Annotated in this window: 16 protein-coding genes; 1 reads left to right on the top strand and 15 read right to left on the bottom strand. The window is 32.0% G+C overall.

From position 1 onward, the window contains the following. From EVI01_RS07045 to EVI01_RS07025, 5 genes are all read right to left on the bottom strand, one after another. Nucleotides 1–1,608 (bottom strand): toxin Cry1Ac domain D-VI-related protein (locus tag EVI01_RS07045; protein WP_261766389.1); only part of this gene is annotated, 1,608 nt, incomplete at its 3' end. 373 nt (nucleotides 1,609–1,981) lie between these two features. After that, on the bottom strand, nucleotides 1,982–3,292 hold the full coding sequence (locus tag EVI01_RS07040; protein WP_146811586.1) for a nucleotide sugar dehydrogenase: 1,311 nt from the start codon (nucleotides 3,290–3,292) through the stop codon (nucleotides 1,982–1,984). A gap of 18 nt (nucleotides 3,293–3,310) precedes the next feature. Next, on the bottom strand, nucleotides 3,311–4,549 hold the full coding sequence (locus tag EVI01_RS07035) for a glycosyltransferase (protein WP_010750449.1): 1,239 nt from the start codon (nucleotides 4,547–4,549) through the stop codon (nucleotides 3,311–3,313). Nucleotides 4,550–4,903: 354 nt separating this feature from the next. After that, complete coding sequence (locus EVI01_RS07030) at nucleotides 4,904–5,161, bottom strand: hypothetical protein (protein WP_010750448.1); 258 nt, start codon at nucleotides 5,159–5,161, stop codon at nucleotides 4,904–4,906. Between the two features lie 45 nt (nucleotides 5,162–5,206). Next, complete coding sequence (locus EVI01_RS07025; protein ID WP_010750447.1) at nucleotides 5,207–7,282, bottom strand: glucosaminidase domain-containing protein; 2,076 nt, start codon at nucleotides 7,280–7,282, stop codon at nucleotides 5,207–5,209. A gap of 958 nt (nucleotides 7,283–8,240) precedes the next feature. Between EVI01_RS07025 and EVI01_RS07020 the strand changes: the two genes are divergently transcribed. After that, nucleotides 8,241–8,732 carry a hypothetical protein gene (locus tag EVI01_RS07020; protein WP_010750446.1) on the top strand — a complete coding sequence of 164 codons (492 nt, stop codon included), beginning with the start codon at nucleotides 8,241–8,243 and terminating at the stop codon, nucleotides 8,730–8,732. Nucleotides 8,733–8,849: 117 nt separating this feature from the next. Here the strand turns inward: EVI01_RS07020 and EVI01_RS07015 are convergent, their stop codons facing one another. The 10 genes from EVI01_RS07015 to EVI01_RS06970 form a co-directional block, all read right to left on the bottom strand. Continuing rightward, the gene (locus EVI01_RS07015; protein WP_146811582.1) at nucleotides 8,850–9,908 is read right to left on the bottom strand and encodes a hypothetical protein; all 1,059 of its coding nucleotides are present in this window, start codon (nucleotides 9,906–9,908) and stop codon (nucleotides 8,850–8,852) included. Nucleotides 9,909–9,978: 70 nt separating this feature from the next. Then, entirely contained in the window at nucleotides 9,979–11,085 is a 1,107-nt protein-coding gene (gene wecB / locus EVI01_RS07010) for a non-hydrolyzing UDP-N-acetylglucosamine 2-epimerase (RefSeq protein ID WP_010750444.1), read from the bottom strand. A 16-nt stretch (nucleotides 11,086–11,101) separates the two neighbouring features. Further along, complete coding sequence (locus tag EVI01_RS07005; protein ID WP_081630615.1) at nucleotides 11,102–11,857, bottom strand: ABC transporter ATP-binding protein; 756 nt, start codon at nucleotides 11,855–11,857, stop codon at nucleotides 11,102–11,104. Nucleotides 11,858–11,981: 124 nt separating this feature from the next. Then, nucleotides 11,982–12,791 carry an ABC transporter permease gene (locus tag EVI01_RS07000; RefSeq protein ID WP_010750442.1) on the bottom strand — a complete coding sequence of 270 codons (810 nt, stop codon included), beginning with the start codon at nucleotides 12,789–12,791 and terminating at the stop codon, nucleotides 11,982–11,984. Nucleotides 12,792–12,821: 30 nt separating this feature from the next. Next, entirely contained in the window at nucleotides 12,822–14,966 is a 2,145-nt protein-coding gene (locus EVI01_RS06995; RefSeq protein ID WP_010750441.1) for a glycosyltransferase, read from the bottom strand. 18 nt (nucleotides 14,967–14,984) lie between these two features. Then, nucleotides 14,985–17,129, bottom strand: a complete 2,145-nt coding sequence (locus EVI01_RS06990; RefSeq protein WP_010750440.1) for a CgeB family protein — start codon at nucleotides 17,127–17,129, stop codon at nucleotides 14,985–14,987. A gap of 7 nt (nucleotides 17,130–17,136) precedes the next feature. After that, nucleotides 17,137–17,502, bottom strand: coding sequence for a hypothetical protein (locus tag EVI01_RS06985; RefSeq protein ID WP_010750439.1), 366 nt, complete (start codon nucleotides 17,500–17,502; stop codon nucleotides 17,137–17,139). An 11-nt stretch (nucleotides 17,503–17,513) separates the two neighbouring features. Further along, nucleotides 17,514–18,743, bottom strand: coding sequence for a glycosyltransferase (locus EVI01_RS06980; protein ID WP_010750438.1), 1,230 nt, complete (start codon nucleotides 18,741–18,743; stop codon nucleotides 17,514–17,516). Between the two features lies 1 nt (nucleotide 18,744). Then, nucleotides 18,745–19,941: a glycosyltransferase family 4 protein gene (locus EVI01_RS06975; RefSeq protein WP_010750437.1), complete on the bottom strand. Its 1,197-nt coding sequence runs from the start codon at nucleotides 19,939–19,941 to the stop codon at nucleotides 18,745–18,747. Then, complete coding sequence (locus tag EVI01_RS06970; protein WP_010750436.1) at nucleotides 19,935–21,221, bottom strand: nucleotide sugar dehydrogenase; 1,287 nt, start codon at nucleotides 21,219–21,221, stop codon at nucleotides 19,935–19,937. Before EVI01_RS06970 ends, EVI01_RS06975 begins: the two co-directional genes overlap by 7 nt. Between the last annotated feature and the right edge of the window lie 4 nt (nucleotides 21,222–21,225).

Genomic DNA, 21,225 nt, shown 5'->3' with positions numbered 1-21,225 from the left:
ATTAAATGCTTGATCAACTTTAGATAATAATCTTGTTTTTTCTTCACCATCTGGTAGCGCATTAACTTTTTCTCTTGCGGCATCAACGTTTTCTTGTAATAAATCTTTTTTGACAATCGTTTGCGCTTCGTCTTCATATAATCCTTTCACTGCATTTTGCGCATCTAATTGAATTTTACGAGAAGCTTCGATTAACATTCCATCTTGCACCACATACGTGTAGTTTCCACTGTTATTTGGTTTTAATTCTGGATGATTGACAAGATAGCGCCCATCTGCTTCTTGTTTCATAATCGTGATGGTATCACCATCTTGTATGTTAAATTCTATGGTCTCTTGAGGATATACTTCATTGCCATAAAATGGCAAACGGAATCTGCCTTCTCCACGGTTAATCTCTACTACAGCGTAATCTTGCTCGAAATATTGGTGAGGTCTGCCTTCTTCTGTGTGAAACAATAATTTACCATTTGTCACAGTAAGGCGGGCAAACAGACGGTTATTATAACCTTTTAATTGAATCTCTTGTAAGCCATTATAAGCTTGATCAACTTTAGATAATAATCTTGTTTTTTCTTCCCCGTCTGGTAACGCATTGACTTTTTCTCTAGCATTATCTATTTCTGATTGTAGCAACGTTTTCTTGACAATCGTTTGGTTATTATCTTCATATAAACTTCTTACTGTATTTACTATTTCATTGTACTTGTCTTGAAGTACTAGTAATCCATCTACAATAGTATAGCGAGCTACAAAATTAAGAAGTGAATTATTATTATGATTAGGATTTAATTTGTCATGATTCATAAGAACGCCATCTAGTGGATCATGAATGAAAATTTCTACCTTATCTCCATTTTGAAGGGTGTATTCTAACTGTTCAACCGAAAGATTATCATTTGCTAGAATATCTCTTCGCAGGATTTCCCTACTCCCACGTATAATTTTTAGTTGAGAAACCAGAAATGTTCCATAAGATGATGGTCTTCTACCAGTTGTCCGTAAAATCAATTTATTTGGTGTAACGTTGACTGTTGCAAATGTTTCTCCTACATCGGATCTTAAAGTGAATTCTTGTAACTGATTAAATGCCTGATCTAATTTTGACAAATACTGAGTTTTAGTTTCTCCGTCTGGCAACTTTTGGATCTCTGCACGTACACTATCAATATCAGCTTGCATTAAGGTAGGTCTGACTGTTGTCAAATTAGCATCAGTATAAATTTTTGTTTCCATTAAGTATTGAATAACATCTGGTGTGACTGCTCTTCCTTGAACTTCTTGTTGCGTTTTTTCTTCGGATTCTTTTGTTTCTTCTACTTCTTGTTTATTTGCTTCTTTTGTTTCAACTGTTTGATCCGCTTTTTCTACAGTTGCTTCTGTATTGCTTGAGGAAGAAATAGTCTTCTCTAAAGCATTTACTGGATTTTCAATTGGTGACTGTTCGTTAGAAGAAACTGTTTTTTTCTCAGATTCTTTTGTTTCTTCAACTGTATTAGCTAAAGAAACAACAGGTTGTGTTAAAGTAGATAATAAAACCAAACCTGTCGCTGATGTTGATAATAGTTTTTTCAAACGTTTCTTTTTTGATAAATTTTTTCGTTTCATTCTTACCCTTCTCTTTCTACTTAAATTGATTTAATAAAAACAAACGATTATTCATCCTCACCCCTTTGAAAAAATACTAAAATAAATAATCCTGTGCTTGATTGCTCAAAGGATTGTATGTTTAGTCTATAAAAAAACAAATTCCTCGATTATTCATTTTTTTCTATTATAGAAAAAATGTCACATAGTTATTTCTTTTCCAAATTCATCAAAACAAGCGACAAATAATTTTTTTATTGTTCTAGTGAAAAAAAAGACTAGAGCAATAAAAAGCTCTAATCTCTTATTACTAAAGGTGGAGCTATGATAAATAAACACATTCCACCTTTTCTTCTTATGATAATAAAACAAATTACATTCTATGCTTTTACCTTTACAGTAACTCTATATTATTTTTATCTTCGACATCTTTTGTCGCATTTCTTGTATCAAAAATAACTTTGGCATTTTTCTGAATCATTGAATAATCAAGAACTGAATGATCGGTAGTAATGACTACTAAATCATATTGTGCTAGTTGTTCTTTATCTAAAGTTGTTAATCCTTGGTAACATTTTTCTTGATGTTTATAAGATTGAACGTAAGGATCATAAAAATCGACCTTCGCAAATTCTGTTTTTAAATGAAGCATGATATCAATTGCTGGGCTTTCTCGATAATCTGAAATATCTTTTTTATAAGCCATGCCTAATAGTAATATTTTGCTATCGTGTAGCGATTTTTTTCTTTTATTTAATAGTTTCGTTATCCTTGAGACAATATAGTTCGCCATATTGTTGTTTACTAACATCGAACTTTCAATCATTGAGGTATGAAAGCCTTGTTCTTTTGCTTTCCATGACAAATAGTAAGGATCCAAGGGAATGCAATGTCCACCTAATCCAGGTCCTGGGTAAAAGGCTTGAAATCCATAGGGTTTTGTTTTCGCTGCTTCAATAACTTCCCAAACATTGATCTTCATTTTTTCACATAAAATCGTTAATTCATTAATTAAACCAATATTAATATTTCTATACGTATTTTCCAAAAGTTTTTCCATCTCAGCAATTTCTGGTGTGGAAACTTTATGAATTTCTGACTCCAAGACTTCCTTATAAAAGGATTCGATCACCTCTAAAGCATCTGCGCCAATACCACTTACAACTTTAGGAGTATTTTTAGTCGTATACAACTTATTCCCTGGGTCCACTCTTTCAGGTGAAAAGCCTAAATAAAAATCTTGTTCACAGATTTTACCAGTAGATTCGAGAATGGGTTTTAATAATTCTCTGGTTGTTCCTGGGTAAGTGGTTGATTCTAAGACAACTACGCTATTTTTACTTAAAAACTCAGCAATTAAATTTCCTGCATGTTGAATGTATTTTACATTCGGTTGATAATGGTTATCTAAAGGTGTTGGCACACAAATGATCAGGATTTCTAAGTCTTTCACCATAGAAAAATCAGTTGAAGGAACGAAGGTATTTTTTTCTAATATTGCTTCAATTTCTTGGTCTTTTACATCATCTACATAACTTGTAGCTGTTAATAAAGACTGAATTTTTTCATTGTTTACATCTAATCCTACGGTATGGAATCCTTTTTTTGCGCACTCTATCGCCAATGGCAATCCTACATATCCTAATCCAATAATACCAATTTTGGCTGTTTTTAATTCAATTTTTTTTAATAAATCTTGTTTCATTGTTTCCTCCTATTAAAATTATCTGGTATTCCATCCGGTTTTCCAGATTGTTAATAATGAATAAATTCTTAAGCCTACAAGTATGACGCCATAAACCAAACTATAAATAATCGAAACAAAATAATTCACTATACCTAGTGTTTTTATTCTCATTGATCCGATTAAAGCAACGAGTATATGGTAGGACATCCATATAAAAATTAATTGTTGGCTAAGTAAAAAATTGGTTACATCAACAAAAATGAGTGTGATACCTAAATTCATTAACCAAAGATAGGATTCAAGTAACTGATAGATTAATAAAAATGGTTTCTTCCAACAATGTCTGACTGAATACAAGGATTGTAAATAACCGGATTTTAACCATCGCACTTGTTGCTTAAAATATTTTGTTGCTTTTTCAGGGACATCTGTATAACAAATGGCGCTACTTTGATAAATCGACAGATAATTTTTTTGATTGGTAATATCTGTTAGGAGTCTATCATCACCAGTATTACAATTTATTCCCATAAATTTACTTTTTTCTAAAACTTTTAAAGAATGATCATCAAATACTTTTTTTCTGTGCATGCTTAATGCACCTGAAGCTACAACAATATGATTAAACAAACTCTGAGAAGCTCGACCTACTTCAAAAGCATTAAAATAGATAAATCGTTGCATTTTAGTTAAAAATGAATGTTTGTAATTTCTTACTCTTATTTGTCCGCAGACCGTTCCTACTTTAGGATTATCAAACGGTTTTTTTAACTCCTCTACTGCTCTTGGGTCTAATTCACTGTCAGAATCAGACAGTAAGATAAGTTCTCCACTAGCATGTTTGATTCCCCACATTAGGGCAGCTTTTTTTCCTTTATTTTGTTCAAAACGATGAACGATTATTTTTAGGCTATGGTGTTGAAGTTGCTGTAAATAATCATAACCTTCCTTACTATGACTCCCATCATCAATAAAGATGATTTCATTCACTACAGTCGTTTGTTTTTCTAGTGACACAAGCATCTTTTTAATGGAAGTGACTGATTCATTATAAAATGGAACAATCGCTGTGATACTATACGCTTGGGTACCCCCTTCATATTTCTGATAAAAATAGGAAGTAACAATTTTAAACAATAAGTAGACAAAATTAAGCGATAAAAAAACCATGTACCACTCATATTTTTTATCGACCGATTGTTTTAAGAGAATCACCATGACTACAATTGTTGCGATTAACATTAAATTAAAAAACTTTCTCGATTTTTCTTTCATATTCTCCCTCCATCCACTTAGATTTTAATGTCATCTTTTTAGAATATTTCTTGTCATTTTAATCAGAAATAAAAATAATAATAAACACACACTCATAGGTGACTTTCAATACACATCGCATCTTTTAGAACTAATCATAGTGTTTAATCGCACAATCTTTACACGGTTTATGTAAGCCAAACGAATCTATCCATTTATTTATAAAAAAATACGCCTCTTATTTTAGAGACGTACTTTTTTATTTTCTTTATTGTTGATTTCTATTACTTAAGCATTTAGCTAGTTTGTAATTGATAAAATCTTGATCATAAAAAGGATAAGTGATTAAATCTGATTGTTTAGATCAAACTTTTCTTATTTTGCTTTTTTGTCAGAAGCATTTTTGACTAGTCGAACAATTAGAGCAATTGTTGGAATGATCATCAAAAATTCAACGATGTACATTGCATTTACAATTAAATTTTCCCATGTTACTGGCACTATAAAGCCTAAAAGGATAAAAATTAAAATAACAACAAGATTACCTGCTAAAGCATGAAACAACTCTGTTAAATTTGCTTTACTCTTGTAATCAAAGCTTTTTTTCCAGTAATTAATGTATGTGTTTACCAAAAATTTTCATTCCTTTCTATCACTTACGTACTTTGTCCAAACAAATCATAGCTCTTTTTTTCCGGGAAATTCATCTTCTTTTTGTAACAGTAAGTGAAGCAAATACACTTTTTTTAGTATGGCTTGTCTAATTGGTGTTAACTCATTGGCCTTAATTGTTTTTACTTGTTGTTGTTCTGGAATTTTCTTTAAAGAAAAGTAATGCCACAAATCAAAAATCGAAAGCACCTTGCTACTTGTGAAGTAATAGGTTATATTTTTTTCTTTTGACCTGTTTTCATGGAGTAAACTATTGGTTGAAAGTGGGATGCTTAGCCACTTATTTTTTCTATAATCTGATTCCTTATCATACTGAGTTAAATCATAGGTTTCAATAATTTTATTCAGTTTTTGTGCATACTGTTGATCGGTGGCATAGCGACCTTGAAGATAATTAGTTGCTTCTTGGTAATTTGCAGTTTCAGATTTCCACACAGGTTTATAAAAATCTTTATTGCCAGCTATTCCTTCTTTGATTAACTGTGCATAATTTTCTAAACTTTCTTTATAAGAAGGATATTTACAAAATTCGGCTTTTACTTGGTAACTTTTACCAGTATTGTCCTGTTCAACGGTTTCAAATGTTATACTCTCCCCTTTGTAACTACCTTTAATTCCAAAGAGATTATAGTTTGGCTCTCTTGACAATTGACTATTGCCAGAACCACTTTCTAAAATAGCTTGTGCAAGCATAACGGACGCATAAATCCCTTCTTTTTGCCCAATTTCACGGGCATCTTCCGCAATTTTCTCTAAAAAAACCTTTGTTGATTGATTTGGAGTAAATGCCAATGGCTCATCAAATTTATTTGGAATAGAAGAATTGAAAAGATCCTCATTTCCTTGCTTCGACAAATCAATGCGCACAGCAAAATCTGGTGTATATTCGGAAATAGAAGTTATTTTCACTGCTTCCCCCGGCTGTGGGGCATGAATAAATTGATTCTCTCCTAAATAGATACCGACATGAGTGGTGGCACCTGTTGATGAGCCCCAAAAAAGTAAGTCTCCTGGTTGTGCTTGATTTATTGGAATTTGTGTCCCTGCATATTGTTGTTCGCCTGTCCATATACCAATAAAGTGCCCGGTAGCACGCAGATAGACATAGTATGCTAGCCCAGAACAATCAAATTGATTTGGACCCTTTGCGCCCCAGAGATATTGTTTACCGAGATGTCTTAATGCTTCTTGAACAATTGCTTGTTGTTGCTCATTCGTATTGGTAGAAAGAACCTCATTTATTGGTTTCTTTGTGACAAAATTTTCACTAGGACTTGCTGGTTCTTTCGCCTCTTTCATTGCTCCATTTTCCTTTTCTTTTGCTGGTGGAGTTGTTTCTTTGTTCAAAGTGTTGTCAACGCTACTTGTCGTTTGATTAGTTGATTCTTCTTTAGGTTGTTCAGGACTTGATGAATGTGCAGGTTTTGATTGATTCGAATGACTTCCGCTAGTTTCTGTATTCGTGCCTTGCTCTGGACTATTGGAAGAATCACTTGAATTAGTCGTTTTATCCGTTGAAGATTCTGTTTTTTCCTCTGACTCACTCGTTGAAGAATCTGTTATTGGATTATCTTCGTTTGGTTTAGAAGGATCTTCGACCGGTACATCAGGAGTCGTTTCAATCAAAGCTGTGATAAAAATATTTTGGGTTCCAACTACAAATGTTTGAGTACTTAAATCGATTTCCTCTCCTCCATTAATCGAAAGAGCCAATGACTCTTGTTCTTCATCTGCTAAAATAGTGTAAGATAGCTTTGTTCCTGTTTCAACTTCTAGTACACCATCTTGTGAGCCTGTCAACACTTGTCCATCTTGTGTCTTCAATTGCACACGATCAATTAATACAGGATCAATCATAATAGTTATTTTAGATGTTTTATCCATTGCATCTACTGTACTTTCTGTGACACTGGATGATTCTAACAACGTATTTTGTTCTGAAATTTCTTTTTCTTCAAAAGCAAAAGCGGAGTGAGTGGTTAAAACCATGGGCGCCACCAAAAAAGAAATAGTTAACAGTTGTATGCTTTTTTTGGCTTTTTTCATTTGTTCTTTCTTTTTTCCTTTCTTCTTTCCGTTCATCCACAAATGGATCCACCTATAGAAATAGTAGTGATGAAAAGAATATTTTAAACGGTTAGTTCCGTTATGTTGGCGATTATACTGTTTTTTTTTTACCATCCATTATTTTTTTTTGATCAATCATTCATAAAAATAATTATTTCACTATTTATTTTCTGCTAAAATTTGTTTTAAGGTAATGAATGTTGAGATATCCACAAATATTCTCTCAGATTTTCCTATCCATACTCTAACACTCTAATCTAAGTTCATTGCCTAAAAAAACACTGGGACAGTCATCAGAAAAAATTGATGATTGTCCCAGTCTAACTTTAAACTAGTCGAGCTGAATCGATCTATGGATCAATTCAGCTTGACTAGTTTTTTTGTACGATCATTTTTTTCAATAACTGTTTGTCCATCTTTGATATGACGAATACGACTTGTTAATTTTTTCTGTAATCAAGCTTTTTGCTACAATCGTAAGCTCTTCATTTTCTTTTCCTCGTGCTGTAACTATTCAAAGGTACCAGTCACGTTTGTGTCATTCAACGAATAAGGTTGAGGCAAAAGCATTTATGACAAGAAATCATAAAAAGGCTGTTTTGTATCAAGCAATCTGTCGTTTTTTCGAATGTTCTTTGATCACTCGAAAAAACGACATGTCTCACCCACCTATAGTGGATGGGCGACTTCTGCCTAAATCAGTTAAATTTAATGATAAAAAGCAAGGGTGAAGAATATAATTCTATTATTTGATCTCAAAATTTAAAAAAATATATAAAAAGTTATTTTTATAATATTTTCCACTTAAAAAAAACCAATATTAGAACACACTTTATTGAGATTTTAGTTTAATATAATGGCGTACTCATTAGCTAATGAATATTCCACTATATTAAAAAAAGGAGGTTAACAACCAATAAAATTAGTTATTTTAAAAATGAAATTCCCAATAAAAAATTTTAGGAGAGATACAATGTTAAAAAAACGATTATTCACATTATTTATGCTTACTGGAACGTTAACTCAAACTTTATTAACATCAACCAATGTAATTGCTGATGTCAATCCCTCAGAGAAATCATCTACTGAATTAGTAGCAGATACAAATAAAGATACTACCATTTCATATAAAAATTTAAGTAGTGATACTTTGGGGGAAACAATCACATCATTATCTATAGTCGATAATAAATTAGTAGCAACAAAAACAAAGAACCATAATGAACTAGGTGTAAAAGTTGGTTACTACTTGTATAGTTCAGACAGTCCGGTATTTGAGGAAAATACTGCTACTAAAATAGATATGCTACTTTTAGATAACCCCCAACGTGACACAACAACATTAGAAGCATGTTTTGATATTAATACTTATCCAAATGCGAAATATTATTACATTGTTGATACTAATTATTCAGTCATTACTCCAATGGTTCAAATCGATGGAAGTGAACTTGTAGGTAAGTAAATTTAGTATTCTATTTTTTTATAGTACAAAATAAAGAAATTAGAGACCAAGGACACACCGTGAGGCCTATAGCCTTCATCGATGTGTCCTTAGTCTCATTAAATAGCTTTTAAAAATTTATAATAATTTATCCAAACGTTGAAGCAAGAAAGGAGAGAAATATGTTCCTGTTAATCCGTGATCTGAATAATCACTCACTTCAATGAATGGATTGATTCCTTGTTTGATACATAATTTTTGAAAAGGAAGAATATCCGTTTGATACAAGGTATCTCCTGAACCGATATGAATAGAGATATTTGGTTTATGATCACACATGATTAACTCATTCGTAATTAATCGATTAAACCGTTCAAAACTAAAGGGTTCTTCTTCATTGATAATTTCAAATAATCGTTTAGAAATAAATGTCGACCGCTTACTCAAAATATTTTTTAAATATTTTCCAGGAAAAATTTGAGGTGCGCCCACAATAATATGCTGATAGCCATACTTAAGTCCAAAATATAAGGCTGCTGTCCCACCTTTACTTGAACCGATCGTCAGAACATTTTCTTTTGGCACATTTAATTGGTTCATGATCTTAGTTATCAAAGCTAAAGTGGCCGATTCATAAAGACTGTTGCCATCTTCTCCTAAATAATAACAGAACTTTCCAAAATAATTATCCAAAATAAAAAGTTTGTTGATTTTTATTGGTTCTAACGTTCGAATATAATTATATTTTGCTGCATCTTTTATTCCTCGAAATTCATCTTTATAGATTCCCGAGAAAACAATTGCTAATTGGTTGGATTGATTATGTTTTTCAAACATGTATTTAATTGGAATATCATGGAAAAAGACTTTCTCATTCTCAAATGTTGTGAAAATCTCTGTTGCTTTTCTCGCATCATAGACTCTTTCTGTCGTACTGATTTTTTGTATGACTTTTCCATCTTCTTTTAGAAAAATCAACACTCGATAAGCTCCACTAAAAACAAGAGGAATTTCAAGACATTCACAGTAATTTGGAATGAGCAAGCTATATTTATCTTTTCTATATGTCACCTTGCCATCTCGATAAACGTAATAACTATATTCATATTTTTTCTCTTTATCTGTTTGTAAATGAAACTCGATTTTTAATTTTTGATTATCCAATAATTCTTGATCAATTTTAAGAATAACACTCACCGCCAATTTTCTTCTATTAATTAACAATAAGGAGGCTTCTTTTTATATCTATTTATCGCTTATTTTGATCTTATTGATCAAAATAAGCTTCAATCGTTTCGATAATTCTTTGGGAGGCTTTTCCATCTCCATACGGATTTTTAACAGAAGAAATTTTCTGATAGTAGTCCTGATCATTAATCAATCTTTCTAATTCGGTCATTATCTTTTGTTTATCTGATCCTACAAGTTTTAAAGCTCCTGCTTCCACTCCTTCTGGTCGTTCTGTGACATCACGCAAGACTAAAATAGGCTTATCAAAAGAAGGTCCTTCTTCTTGAACACCGCCTGAATCACTCATAATAATAAAGCTTCTTTTGGCAATGTTATGAAAGTCAAATACATTCAGTGGATCAATGAGATGGATTCTTTCTTGATTTCCCAACATTTGGTAAGCCAATTCACTAACACGTGGATTCGGATGAACAGGGAAGATAAATTCAATTGTTTGGTACTTATTAACGATATCAAGAACTACTTGAAAAATTGAAGTTAGTGTATCACCAAAATTTTCTCGACGATGAGTAGTTAATAAAATAAATTGATTTTGCGGATTCACTTGATCTAATACTGGATGATGATAATCCTCAGTAATGGTTAAATCTAGCGCATCAATCGAGGTATTTCCTGTAATAGATATTTTTTGAGAATCAATTTTTTCCTCCAAAAGATTCTCTTTTGAACGACTGGTTGGAGCAAAATGTAACGTTGAAATTTTATCCACCAAAGTTCGATTGAATTCTTCTGGAAATGGTGAATATAAGTCATTTGTCCTTAACCCTGCTTCAACGTGAGCAATTGGTATATGATTATAAAATCCTACGAGGCTTGCAGCCATTGTAGTAGTGGTATCCCCATGTACCACGATCATATCTGGTTTTTCGTATACAATGACTTCTTCTAAACGCTCAATGACTAAAGCAGTAATCAAAGATAACGTCTGATTTTTAGTCATAATATTTAAGTCATAATGTACTGGAATATCAAAATAATCAATGACTTGATCCAGCATTTCTCTATGCTGTGCTGTAATTACATTCACTAAGTTAAATCGTTTGTTTTTTTTAATTTCATTAATAACAGGTGCCATTTTTATTGCTTCTGGTCTTGTTCCAAAAACAAACATTATTTTTTTCATTGCTTTCCTTCCTTCTTTAAAAAATAATAGACAGCGAATAAAGTAAAAGAATCAGTAATAGGAGATAACTACTACCTAAAACAAACTGTTCTACTTTTTTCACGCCCTTTTGGGGACGTTTTTTTATCTCGGCTTTTTCATATAAACGCTTCGAAAGTTTTTGTCTATTTTTTTTATATTCTGCGACATATAATTTATAGGCTTTTATAACTTTTGCTGTAGCGCCTCTTTGCTTAATTTTTCCTTCATGAATCCAGATTGTTTCTTGACAGACTGCTTCAATTTGAGCTAGTGAATGACTGATAAAGATAATCGTAGAACCTAATTGGTTTAAACGATTAATCTCATTCAGACATTTCCCATAAAAGTTGGCATCACCGACAGATAATGCTTCATCGATGATCAGTACATTCGGTGTATTTTGTATGGCAATCGCAAAACCTAAGCGTGCTTTCATCCCAGCTGAGTAATTTTTGACCGGTTCATCAATAAATCCATTGATTTCAGCAAATTCAATAATTTGCTTTTCTATTCTTTTAATTTGTCTGATGGAATAACCTAAATACAAACATTTTTGATAAATATTGTCTCTACCTGTTAAGTTAGGGTTTAATCCAGCGGACACACCTAATAAAGAAATAGTACCATCAATGGATACTTCCCCATAATCAGGGGTTAAAATGCCAGCTAATACATTGGACAAGGTTGATTTGCCAGAACCATTTAAGCCAATAATCCCGATGAAACTGCCATTTTTGATTTCTAAATTAATGTTATTAAGTGCACAGAAGTATTTTTTTTTTTCATTCTACTTTTTGCTGATTTGAACTTTTCTTCTTCAGACACTTGAAAGTATTTATACACATGTTTAATCGTGACCGTAAGAATTCCTCCTTTTACAAATATTCAAATAATTTTTCTTGATATTTTTTATAAAGTAAGATTCCTGTTAAATAAATAAGCAAAGTACTGGTTATCATAAATAGCATCAACCCTTTATTTTCATAAAATAAATTTGTTGACAAGAATGAATGTCTTATTCCTTCTATAAAGTAATTAATGGGGTTTAGTGCTAAAATTTGATCGATTAATCCGTTTTCCTTACTATTAATCACTACAGTAATTCCAGACATATAAAACAATATTTTCATCATAGATGAGATAATATTTGTCATATCTCTAAAAATGATCGTGAGTATTGAAAGTAATAAAGTCAGACTGTATAAAAAAAATATCATAAATGGAATGTAGTAAAACAACTGAAGAATATACAAAGTAAGAGGTACCTGATTGATAATAAGCAACCCTGTAAAAATTAGTAACATTAACAAAAATCGACTAAGATTAGTGTATAAAGTGATCATTGGCAATACTTTACTAGGAAATCCTACTCGTGTAGCTAAACTGATTTTTTGCAACATACTTTTTGAACCTTGGACAATGGTTGCATTCATAAATAACCACGGAATTAATCCACCAATTAACCAAAAAATATAGGGAATATTGTCACTTAAAAACCGATCACTTCCTAATCGAATATTAAAAACAAAGTAATAAATCATAATTTGAATCAATGGATTTAAAAAATCCCATAATAAACCAATTCTAAATCCACTATAAATATTCCTTTTTTCAAACTTTGAGAGGTAATAAATCGTTCGATAGGATTTTATTTTTTTTTCTATTTTGTCCCATACATTATTCACTATTAATCACTTCCTAAAAATCATATGGGATTATCTCTTATATAAAGTTTCGATTAATGTTTCGATTTCATCACAGATTTCTTCTTTAGAAAATTTATGATCCGCAAATGTTTTTAATTTTTCTCTATATTCTTTTGTAGGAACAACTTCTTCAATTTTTTCCACCATTTTTTCAATCGTTGGTTGAATAAATTCTCCTGGATAGATGGTCTCTGCCCCTTTCCAATTACGAATAATAGGAACTGTTCCTGAGGCCATTGCCTCTGAAACCGCTACGTGAGATCCTTCATAGTCACTTGTTGAAAGTAGATAACCGATCTTTTTAAACCAATCCGCAATATCTGAACCATGCTTTTCAAAGATGATATTTTTTCGCCAAGGTGCTGAATTGATGCGATTGAATAACTGATCATAGTATTCCTTCTCTTTTTTTCTACCCATTAGCCACGGCAATTCTTGAGGTAATTTCCCTTTGACGAATAATTTATAACGATTGTCTTTCTCCCATAGTTTTTCAAAGACATCCACTGCTAAATCAAGTCTTTTTCTTGCAGGTAAGATACCTAATATCCCTAGATTTAAGCTACTATCTTTAGTTTTTTGTGTCGTTAACTCTTTGGTATCAACTAAATTATCAATATAAATCATTTTGTGTCTAGGAATGCCAAATATTCGGGCAAATTCTTCAAACATATAAGCAGTAATTACAATAATTTTATCAATATTTTCCATGTTGAATTTTCTTGGATAAGCAAGATCTTTTTCTTGGAAGTGCAAGCGAACAATCAATTTTTGCTGTTTCTTTTTATGTTGGGAATACCATTGCGCATTTCCTAAGCCCCATTCACAAAAAACAATATCTGCCCATTCCACACATTTTTTACTATGATCTTCATCGTGTTTCGTATGATTTTCCCATTGATCAATTCTTACTTCATAATCTTCTTTTGATTCAAAATAGTTGATGAGCATGCGGGCAAATTTTAAGTCATGACCCGCAAAGACAATTTTTTTCTTGTCTTTTTGATGAGACCACAAAAAGTCATGTAAACGATTATAAGAAGCTTGATACGTATAATTATGAACAGCCTCAAACATTTGCCGAGCACTTTCTATATATATGGCATCATCAGTTGTCGCTAAAAATACTTTTTCTTCAAATTCTTCTGGCGTATTCGCATAAAGTGGATAATCTTCTCCTAGTAATTCCACGTGCATTTTGGTTTTTCTTAAAATCGCTGGTTTCCCTATACGAGCATATTCTAATAATTTGCAAGACAATTCGACACTTTCATCGTTGTCTATATAAGCACTTCGCCAAGCAATACCAATATCTGACTCTTTAATCAATTCTTGTGATCTTTTTCTAGAAACTGCACCTAACCAGTTGATATTTTCTAGTTCATTTAATTGTTTTCGTATTCGCAAAACGTTTTCTTTTTCTCTTAATCGATCCTGAAATTTATCGCCAATGATTAGAAAATTGATGTCTTTTTGTTGCTCTTTCATATGGATTGCTGCTTGAATAATTTCTTCTGTATGCCAATCCTCATGAAATTTACCAGCATAAACCAATTGGTTGTTTTTATTTTGAAATTGAGGTGTCTCTTCAACGTTTGGAACCATCGGAGATAACAGAACCACTTTATGGCCATCGACTTTCAATAACTTCTCAAACGCACGTTTTGTTTCTTTCGTTTGTAGAAAAATATGTTGAAATTCATCGTAAATATAAGTTAAATTTCGTCTTTCTTCGCTTGTGGATTCCTTTTTATCATGACGAAAATCGGTAATATAAGGAACTGTTTTTTCTTTTAAAGAAGAGACTTTGGACAATTCCAATGCTAAATTTTGTCCACGAATAATCACCAAATGGTAGTTATTTTCTTGGTTCAAATGATCCATAATTTTAACAGCTGTTTCAACATCTAATCGATTGCTTGGAATAAACGGATAACGTTCTTTTTTCGCATATGGCTCAATCAAATGTAAATTTGGGATACCATCTAATGATTCAATGAGATACTTTTGTTTTCTTGGTGCCTTAATTAATAAATCTACTTCAATGTTTTGATTTTGTGTAAGCATCTGTGCCATAGAGATAAGCCAAACCGCTGAACCATCCATAAAGTTCAGATCGATATCTCCATACAATAGTACTTTTAAAGTACGCAATCAGAACTCCCCTTTCCTCTAAATAGTTATTCTTTTTACAGCATCACTGGTTAAATCTCTTCCATTTTTTACAAAATTATATTTATCTGAACTATACATCGTCATTCCTTGTTCGAATAAAGAACGCAAGGATGGACTCGCTACTAATCGGTCAATAAAAGATTGAATTGAACCATTTGTCTTCAACTTCGTTGAAAAGATAGAAGAATAGACATTTAAATTATTTGTATATAAATATTCTGCTTCTCGCTGCTTTTCCATTATCACATCTGTGTCTTTTTCTCGTTCGTAATAATTTTCTTTGCCAATGATATCTGCTTTTGAATATTTTTCCGCAATCATTAAATCCAATAAATAATTTTCACCATAATAATGATTTAAAGAAACAAACGATATATAATCACTTGAGAAAATATCTGTTAGTTTGTAATATTGGTTCATATAGCTCCATAAGATGATTTGACAATTTTCTTGGTTGTATTGATTTAGCGTGTGTTCGAACCCTCTAAAATGTGAGATAAAGATCACCAATTGTTTTTGTGAGTAACTTTGTTTTTGGTAGAGTTCAATCAGTTTCACTACCTCTAACTCACTGTTAGCAAAACCACACATGGTGACACTCTTTTCTTGATCTAACACGTCAATGTTAAGACAACTCAAGATTTTACGCATTCGATGCTCATATAAATGGTTTTGGTAGACTTCCCTGATTCCTTGGATCGAATTTTTTCGATATTCATATTCATCATAAAATAATTTTGTAAGTACAGGCTTGAGTTCTTCTGTGGTTTCTCCTGCTGTAACGATGCGTTTAAATAGTGTTTTAATTCCTTTTGAATAGTTACTAATAATTGGGGTGCCACAAGCTAATCCTTCAAATACACGTCTAGAAAACATCGATTCTGAATGCTTGACACTATTCACATTTAAAAGAAATTTGTATCCTTTGTAGGCATTTAAAATTTCAGAATAATGCAATGTGCCAACAATGTTTTCTCGAAATTCTTTTGGATATTTAAATTCTGGTTCCTGTCTATAATAATTCCGATCAAAAATATCTAAACCGTACTCTTTTGCAAGTGATAATAAAACATTCAAATCTTTTTTTCTTTCTTCATGTCGATTGGCATAATAAGTACCTGCAAAACAAATCTTTTCTTCACGGCTTTTCATTATTTTCGTTGGATTATGAATAGATGGCTGTGCAGCAAATGACAAGTGAGAAACATTTTTCTTCTTCGTCACCTTTTCATATTTCGGTACCATACTTACATCTGTTGTGAAGATATAGTCAAACAATTTTGCTGTTTCAATAAATTTATCAAAATGAAACGGATCTTCTTTATTCCAAAAAACAGTGGGAACTTCTTTTTCTTTGCACCACTGAATGAGTTCTTTTATTTCTGACCGATCTTCTCCATGATATTTACCAATTTTGTATTCCCAAGTACGGTTATTTCCGTGCCATGCTGACTCGACTAATAATAAATCTGGATGATTTTGTGAAAGGACTTGTTTCCAAGTTTGAGGTGTAAATGGAATCAGCTGTGCTTCTTCCCCAAAACAAGTCATACTAAATTCATCTAAGATACAAGCAATTTTTAAATCTTTAATATACTTTTTATTTTGTTCAGTAGCATTGAGTGAAAGTAAATTATGAACTCTTTCAATCGTAAATTGCTCAATTTCTACTTCGCTGTTGCCAGAAATTCGAAAAGCGATTCGCACCTGTTGCGTTTCTGGTAGTACTTTGAAAATTTGTTCTTTGTTTGCTTCAAGAAAAGTCGTTTGAATTTTTTCTTTGTCTGAATATTCAATAATAACCAGAGATAAATTGCCTTCGATCGCTTTGATTTTTAGATAGATTTTAAATTTATCTTTCGAGTAAAAGGGGATTTTCTGACTTGGAAAAACAGTAAAAGAATTATTTTTTTCTAAATAAGAAATATAGTTGGTTTTCTTTTCTGTATTTTTAAAACACAGCGTTGCTTTATTTTTCTCCAACAACACACTATTTTGAGAGTTCTTGTAATACCACTTCGATGCATTCAATAATTGTTCATTATCTAATACACTCGCATTGACTTTTTCTAGTAATCGCAGTTTTATTGTATGAACATCAGCTAAAATTTGATTTAATTCCTGATTTTGAGATTGTGACATTTTCTTCTTACCCCCTCGATTTCTTTAGCCACATGTAAAGTTTCACTACGGTTGGACTTTTTTTCAATAGCTGCTTCGAACGATAAATAAAGCTTTTCTTGTTATTTGAAACAACTGTAATATTTTCCTTTTTCTGAGGAGGTGTAGCTGTATCAGCTATTTGTAACTCTTCAATTTGTTTTTTTTGTTTTTTAACTACTTGTTCCAAGTTTTCAATTAATTTTGCTGCTTCTTCTTTTACGGCAGTATCCTTTAAAATAATGCTTTTTAAGTCCTTAGTTATTGATTCTTTCTTTTCTAATTTATTTTTTAATTGTTCATTTTCTTTTTTTAGCTGTTCGGTTAATTGTTTTAATTTTTCGTTGTTTTCCACTAGTCCCTCCATTAATCTGCATACAATTTTAAAAATTTATTTTTTTCTTGTTCCCAGTTATAAACCTTCTTTGCATCTTGACAATTCCTTTTACATGCTTGATAACGTTCTCCGTTAGTTAAAAGCTTTTCAATTCCTAGTCGAATAGAATGCACACTATGAGAGTCCACGATTTCTCCCACATCCCAGGTTCCTACGACTTTGGCGATTTCTGGAAAACTACAAGCAACAACCGGTACTTCTGCCATAATATATTCAAATAATTTATTCGATGAGGCAGAATAGTGATTCATACAAGTATTTTGTAAGACTTGAAAACCAATCGTGGCCGATACGGTGTAACATTTTAACGTCTCCATATAAACTTTATCCAAAAATTTTACCCGATTGGTGAGATTTAGTTGTTTTGTTAATGTAATTAATGATTGTCTTAATCGACCATCACCTATCAATACCAATGTTCCTTGATCTAATAAAGCGACAGCTTGGATCAGTTTTTCTAATCCTCTATCTCGTTGTATTCCACCTTGATAGAGCAAGATAGGTTCATTTTCATCAATGGCTAACAATTCATGTAGATTGATTTTATTTATGTGTGTTGCCTCATAACAAACAGGATAATTATGAATGACCTGAGGCTTAATGCCATAAACTTTTTCGACAAAATCAGCTCTCGTATCATTTTCATGAATGTAGACATCGACATATCTTAAAAGATTTTTTTCAATAAAATAATAAAGTTTTTCATTATAACCTGTACGACTAATTTGTATCTCATGAGAATCGTAAATTAATTTTTTACGGTGAAAAATTTTTGCGTTTATAATTGTTTGAGGTAAGGTATTGATATCATTTGCATGATAAATATCAGAAGACTTAAAAAGATTCACACACGTCATTTTTATAATAAGGTAGACTTTATTTACGATTGCCCAACATTTTTTGTTATGGAGTAACACACTTATTAATAAAATAACTCCTGCCGATTTTAACCAGCCAATATGTAGCAACATAAAAAAAACAAATGCTAACATCATTAAAGTTTTTTTTAGATTTGCTCTTTTTAAACGCCGCACGGTAAAGTAAGGGGCAGGGTGCTCGATTTTCTTGAGACTTTCTTTTTCATTCATCAAACAAATCAAATGGACGTAAAACCCTTCTTCAGACAAAGCCGTACACTCTCTCATGACTCTTGCGTCATTTTCAAAAGTATTCCAAACATACATTTGTATTTTTTTCATGCTAAATTCCCTTGATTATTTTTAAAAATCGTTGATAATTTTTATCCCATGAATAATGTTTTTTAGCAAAAATTAATCCGTTTTTTGCTAACTCATATTGCATTTTCCGATTCACCATCAACTTATGAACATTTGAACTATCTTCCATGGTAATGCCACCACTAGATTGTTGAATAATTTTTTGTGAATAACCTTCTAAATTAGCAATGACTGCTGTCCCACTTCCAAAATAATCAATTATTTTTCCTGGGATCACATCACGAAATTCCTCTATGTCAATGAGTCCAACATAGCCAATCGTCGCATTTGCTAAATAATCAAAGACGATTTCTCTTGGCTGTGGCTTTAATATTTTGACATTTGAGGCATTGATTTTTTTTATTTGTTGGATAAATGATTCTGTATCTACACCATATGGAATGATCGTAAAGGTATGTTCTGACGAATTTTTATAAGCATCAATCAGTTTGATTAATGGCTGCATTTCTTGCGCTCTACCGACATTGCCTGCATAAACCACTTTAGTAGTCGTTGTTTCTTTATTCTTTTCTAAATGGCTTCCCCCTTTTTCTAACTCCTCTAAAGTGATTGGGTTAGGTATAAAAGTGATTTTTTCTTTATTAATTCCTAAGGCAAGCAAATGGGATAAAAAACCTTCACTATTGATCACAATATGGTCAGCTGACTGGTACATCCATTTTTCAGCTTTGTAAGCAATTTTGTAGATCATCTTATGAAAGCGTGTTGTTTTGTGTTTTTTGACTCCTTCTACTGATTTGGGCCAAAGATCTCTAACATCTAAAATTAATTTCTTTTTTTTCAGTAAAACACCGAGAATACCTGAAAAAAAATTGGGCGTAGAAGCTACAACAACATCTGTATTTTGTGCAAGTTTTTTCCCCTTAAAATAACCTTTTACTAAAAATTCCAAGTAAATGATCAATCGTAGAATAAAACTTTTGTGGTATTTTTTAAAAAATGGAGAAATACATTCGATACTAGTTTGAGAATCCAATTTTTGTTTAAAAATTGGATTCTCTTCATATAGTTTTTTATTTGGATAACGCGGATTGGAAGTTAAAACAGAAACTTCAATTTCATCTTCATTCGATAAACTCTCGTATAATTTGGTTAATCGATTTGCCGCACTTCCTATTTCTGGAGAAAAATTTTGAGTAATTAATAATACTCTTAGCATATCGCCTCAGTTGTAGACATTGCGATATTTTTGTATCCTTTTTCAAGTTTTCCAAAATTCAAGTAGTGTGCTTCTCCATATTTTTCTACAATATCTTTCGTATCAAAAATAACTTGTTTGTTCATATGGCTCAATGTTTCTGGTGATAATTCTTTAAAGGCATCGTGATCCGTTAACACAACGATTAGATCAGCGTTTTTAACAGCCTTTTCGATATCTTTTTCAAGAATCTGAGCTTCTACATAAGGGTCATAGAAACTTACTTCATATTTTTTGGATTGCAGATGCTCATAGATTTCCACAGATGGACTTTCTCTCATATCATCGGTGTTTCCTTTGTAGGTTGCACCAAATAATGTGACTTTTTGCCCTTTCATTTCTTCCATAATTCGATCGATCCATTGAACGACATATTCAGGCATGCCAGTGTTAATTTTTCTAGCACTTCGAATCAATTGGGCTTTATCAGGGTTTGCTGCTATGACAAAGTAAGGGTCAACTGCTAAACAATGTCCCCCCACACCTGGTCCTGGAAAATGTAAGTTTACTCGAGGATGTTTGTTCGCCATCTCGATTACCTCTAATGCGTCCACTCCTAAATCTAACGAAATCTGAACCAATTCATTAGCTAAAGCGATATTTACATCACGGAATGTATTTTCCATTAACTTAGACATTTCTGCATTTTGGGTATTTGTTCGGATCAATTCCCCTTTAACGAATGTACTATAAGCTTCTACTCCTTTTTCTGTACATTGCTCTGTAATCCCACCAATGATACGATTATTATGAATCAACTCATGCATAATTTTTCCAGGTAATACTCTTTCTGGACAATGTACAAGGAAAATATCTTCTCCTACAACAAATCCTGCTGCTTCAATCATTGGTTTAACAACATCGATCATTGTTCGAGGTGGGATCGTTGATTCTACAATCACAGTATTTCCTGGTTGTAGATGCTCTAAAATGCTAGTTACTGCCTGCTTCACATAGCTTAAATCACAAGATTTGTGCTCATCATTTAAATTAGGCGTAGGAACTGAAAGGATAAATACGTCCGCTTCTTCTGGTTTTAACTTTGCTTGGAAATTTCCATTTTTGACAACTTCATTTAATGTTTCCTGTATATGTGGTTCTTCAATGTGGACTTTTCCACTATTTAACGATTCAATTACTTGTTGATTGACGTCTATCCCAACAACTTTCTGTCCATATTTTGAAAACATCAATGCTGTAGGTAACCCAATATATCCTAGACCGACTACTACAATTTTCATACTA

This window comes from Enterococcus villorum, from assembly GCF_007990225.1.
Lineage (GTDB): Bacteria > Bacillota > Bacilli > Lactobacillales > Enterococcaceae > Enterococcus_B > Enterococcus_B villorum.
Note: the sequence above shows the minus strand (reverse complement) of the source record. Positions and strands in the feature narration are given on the sequence as shown.

Bases quoted from the DNA above. Each gene is read 5' to 3' on its own strand.
- wecB (WP_010750444.1), bottom strand. From the start codon at position 11,085: ATGAAAAAAATAATGTTTGTTTTTGGAACAAGACCAGAAGCAATAAAA.
- EVI01_RS07035 (WP_010750449.1), bottom strand. From the start codon at position 4,549: ATGAAAGAAAAATCGAGAAAGTTTTTTAATTTAATGTTAATCGCAACA.
- EVI01_RS06970 (WP_010750436.1), bottom strand. From the start codon at position 21,221: ATGAAAATTGTAGTAGTCGGTCTAGGATATATTGGGTTACCTACAGCA.
- EVI01_RS06990 (WP_010750440.1), bottom strand. From the start codon at position 17,129: ATGTCACAATCTCAAAATCAGGAATTAAATCAAATTTTAGCTGATGTT.
- EVI01_RS07025 (WP_010750447.1), bottom strand. From the start codon at position 7,282: ATGAACGGAAAGAAGAAAGGAAAAAAGAAAGAACAAATGAAAAAAGCC.
- EVI01_RS06980 (WP_010750438.1), bottom strand. From the start codon at position 18,743: ATGAAAAAAATACAAATGTATGTTTGGAATACTTTTGAAAATGACGCA.
- EVI01_RS07020 (WP_010750446.1), top strand. From the start codon at position 8,241: ATGTTAAAAAAACGATTATTCACATTATTTATGCTTACTGGAACGTTA.
- EVI01_RS06975 (WP_010750437.1), bottom strand. From the start codon at position 19,941: ATGCTAAGAGTATTATTAATTACTCAAAATTTTTCTCCAGAAATAGGA.
- EVI01_RS07040 (WP_146811586.1), bottom strand. From the start codon at position 3,292: ATGAAACAAGATTTATTAAAAAAAATTGAATTAAAAACAGCCAAAATT.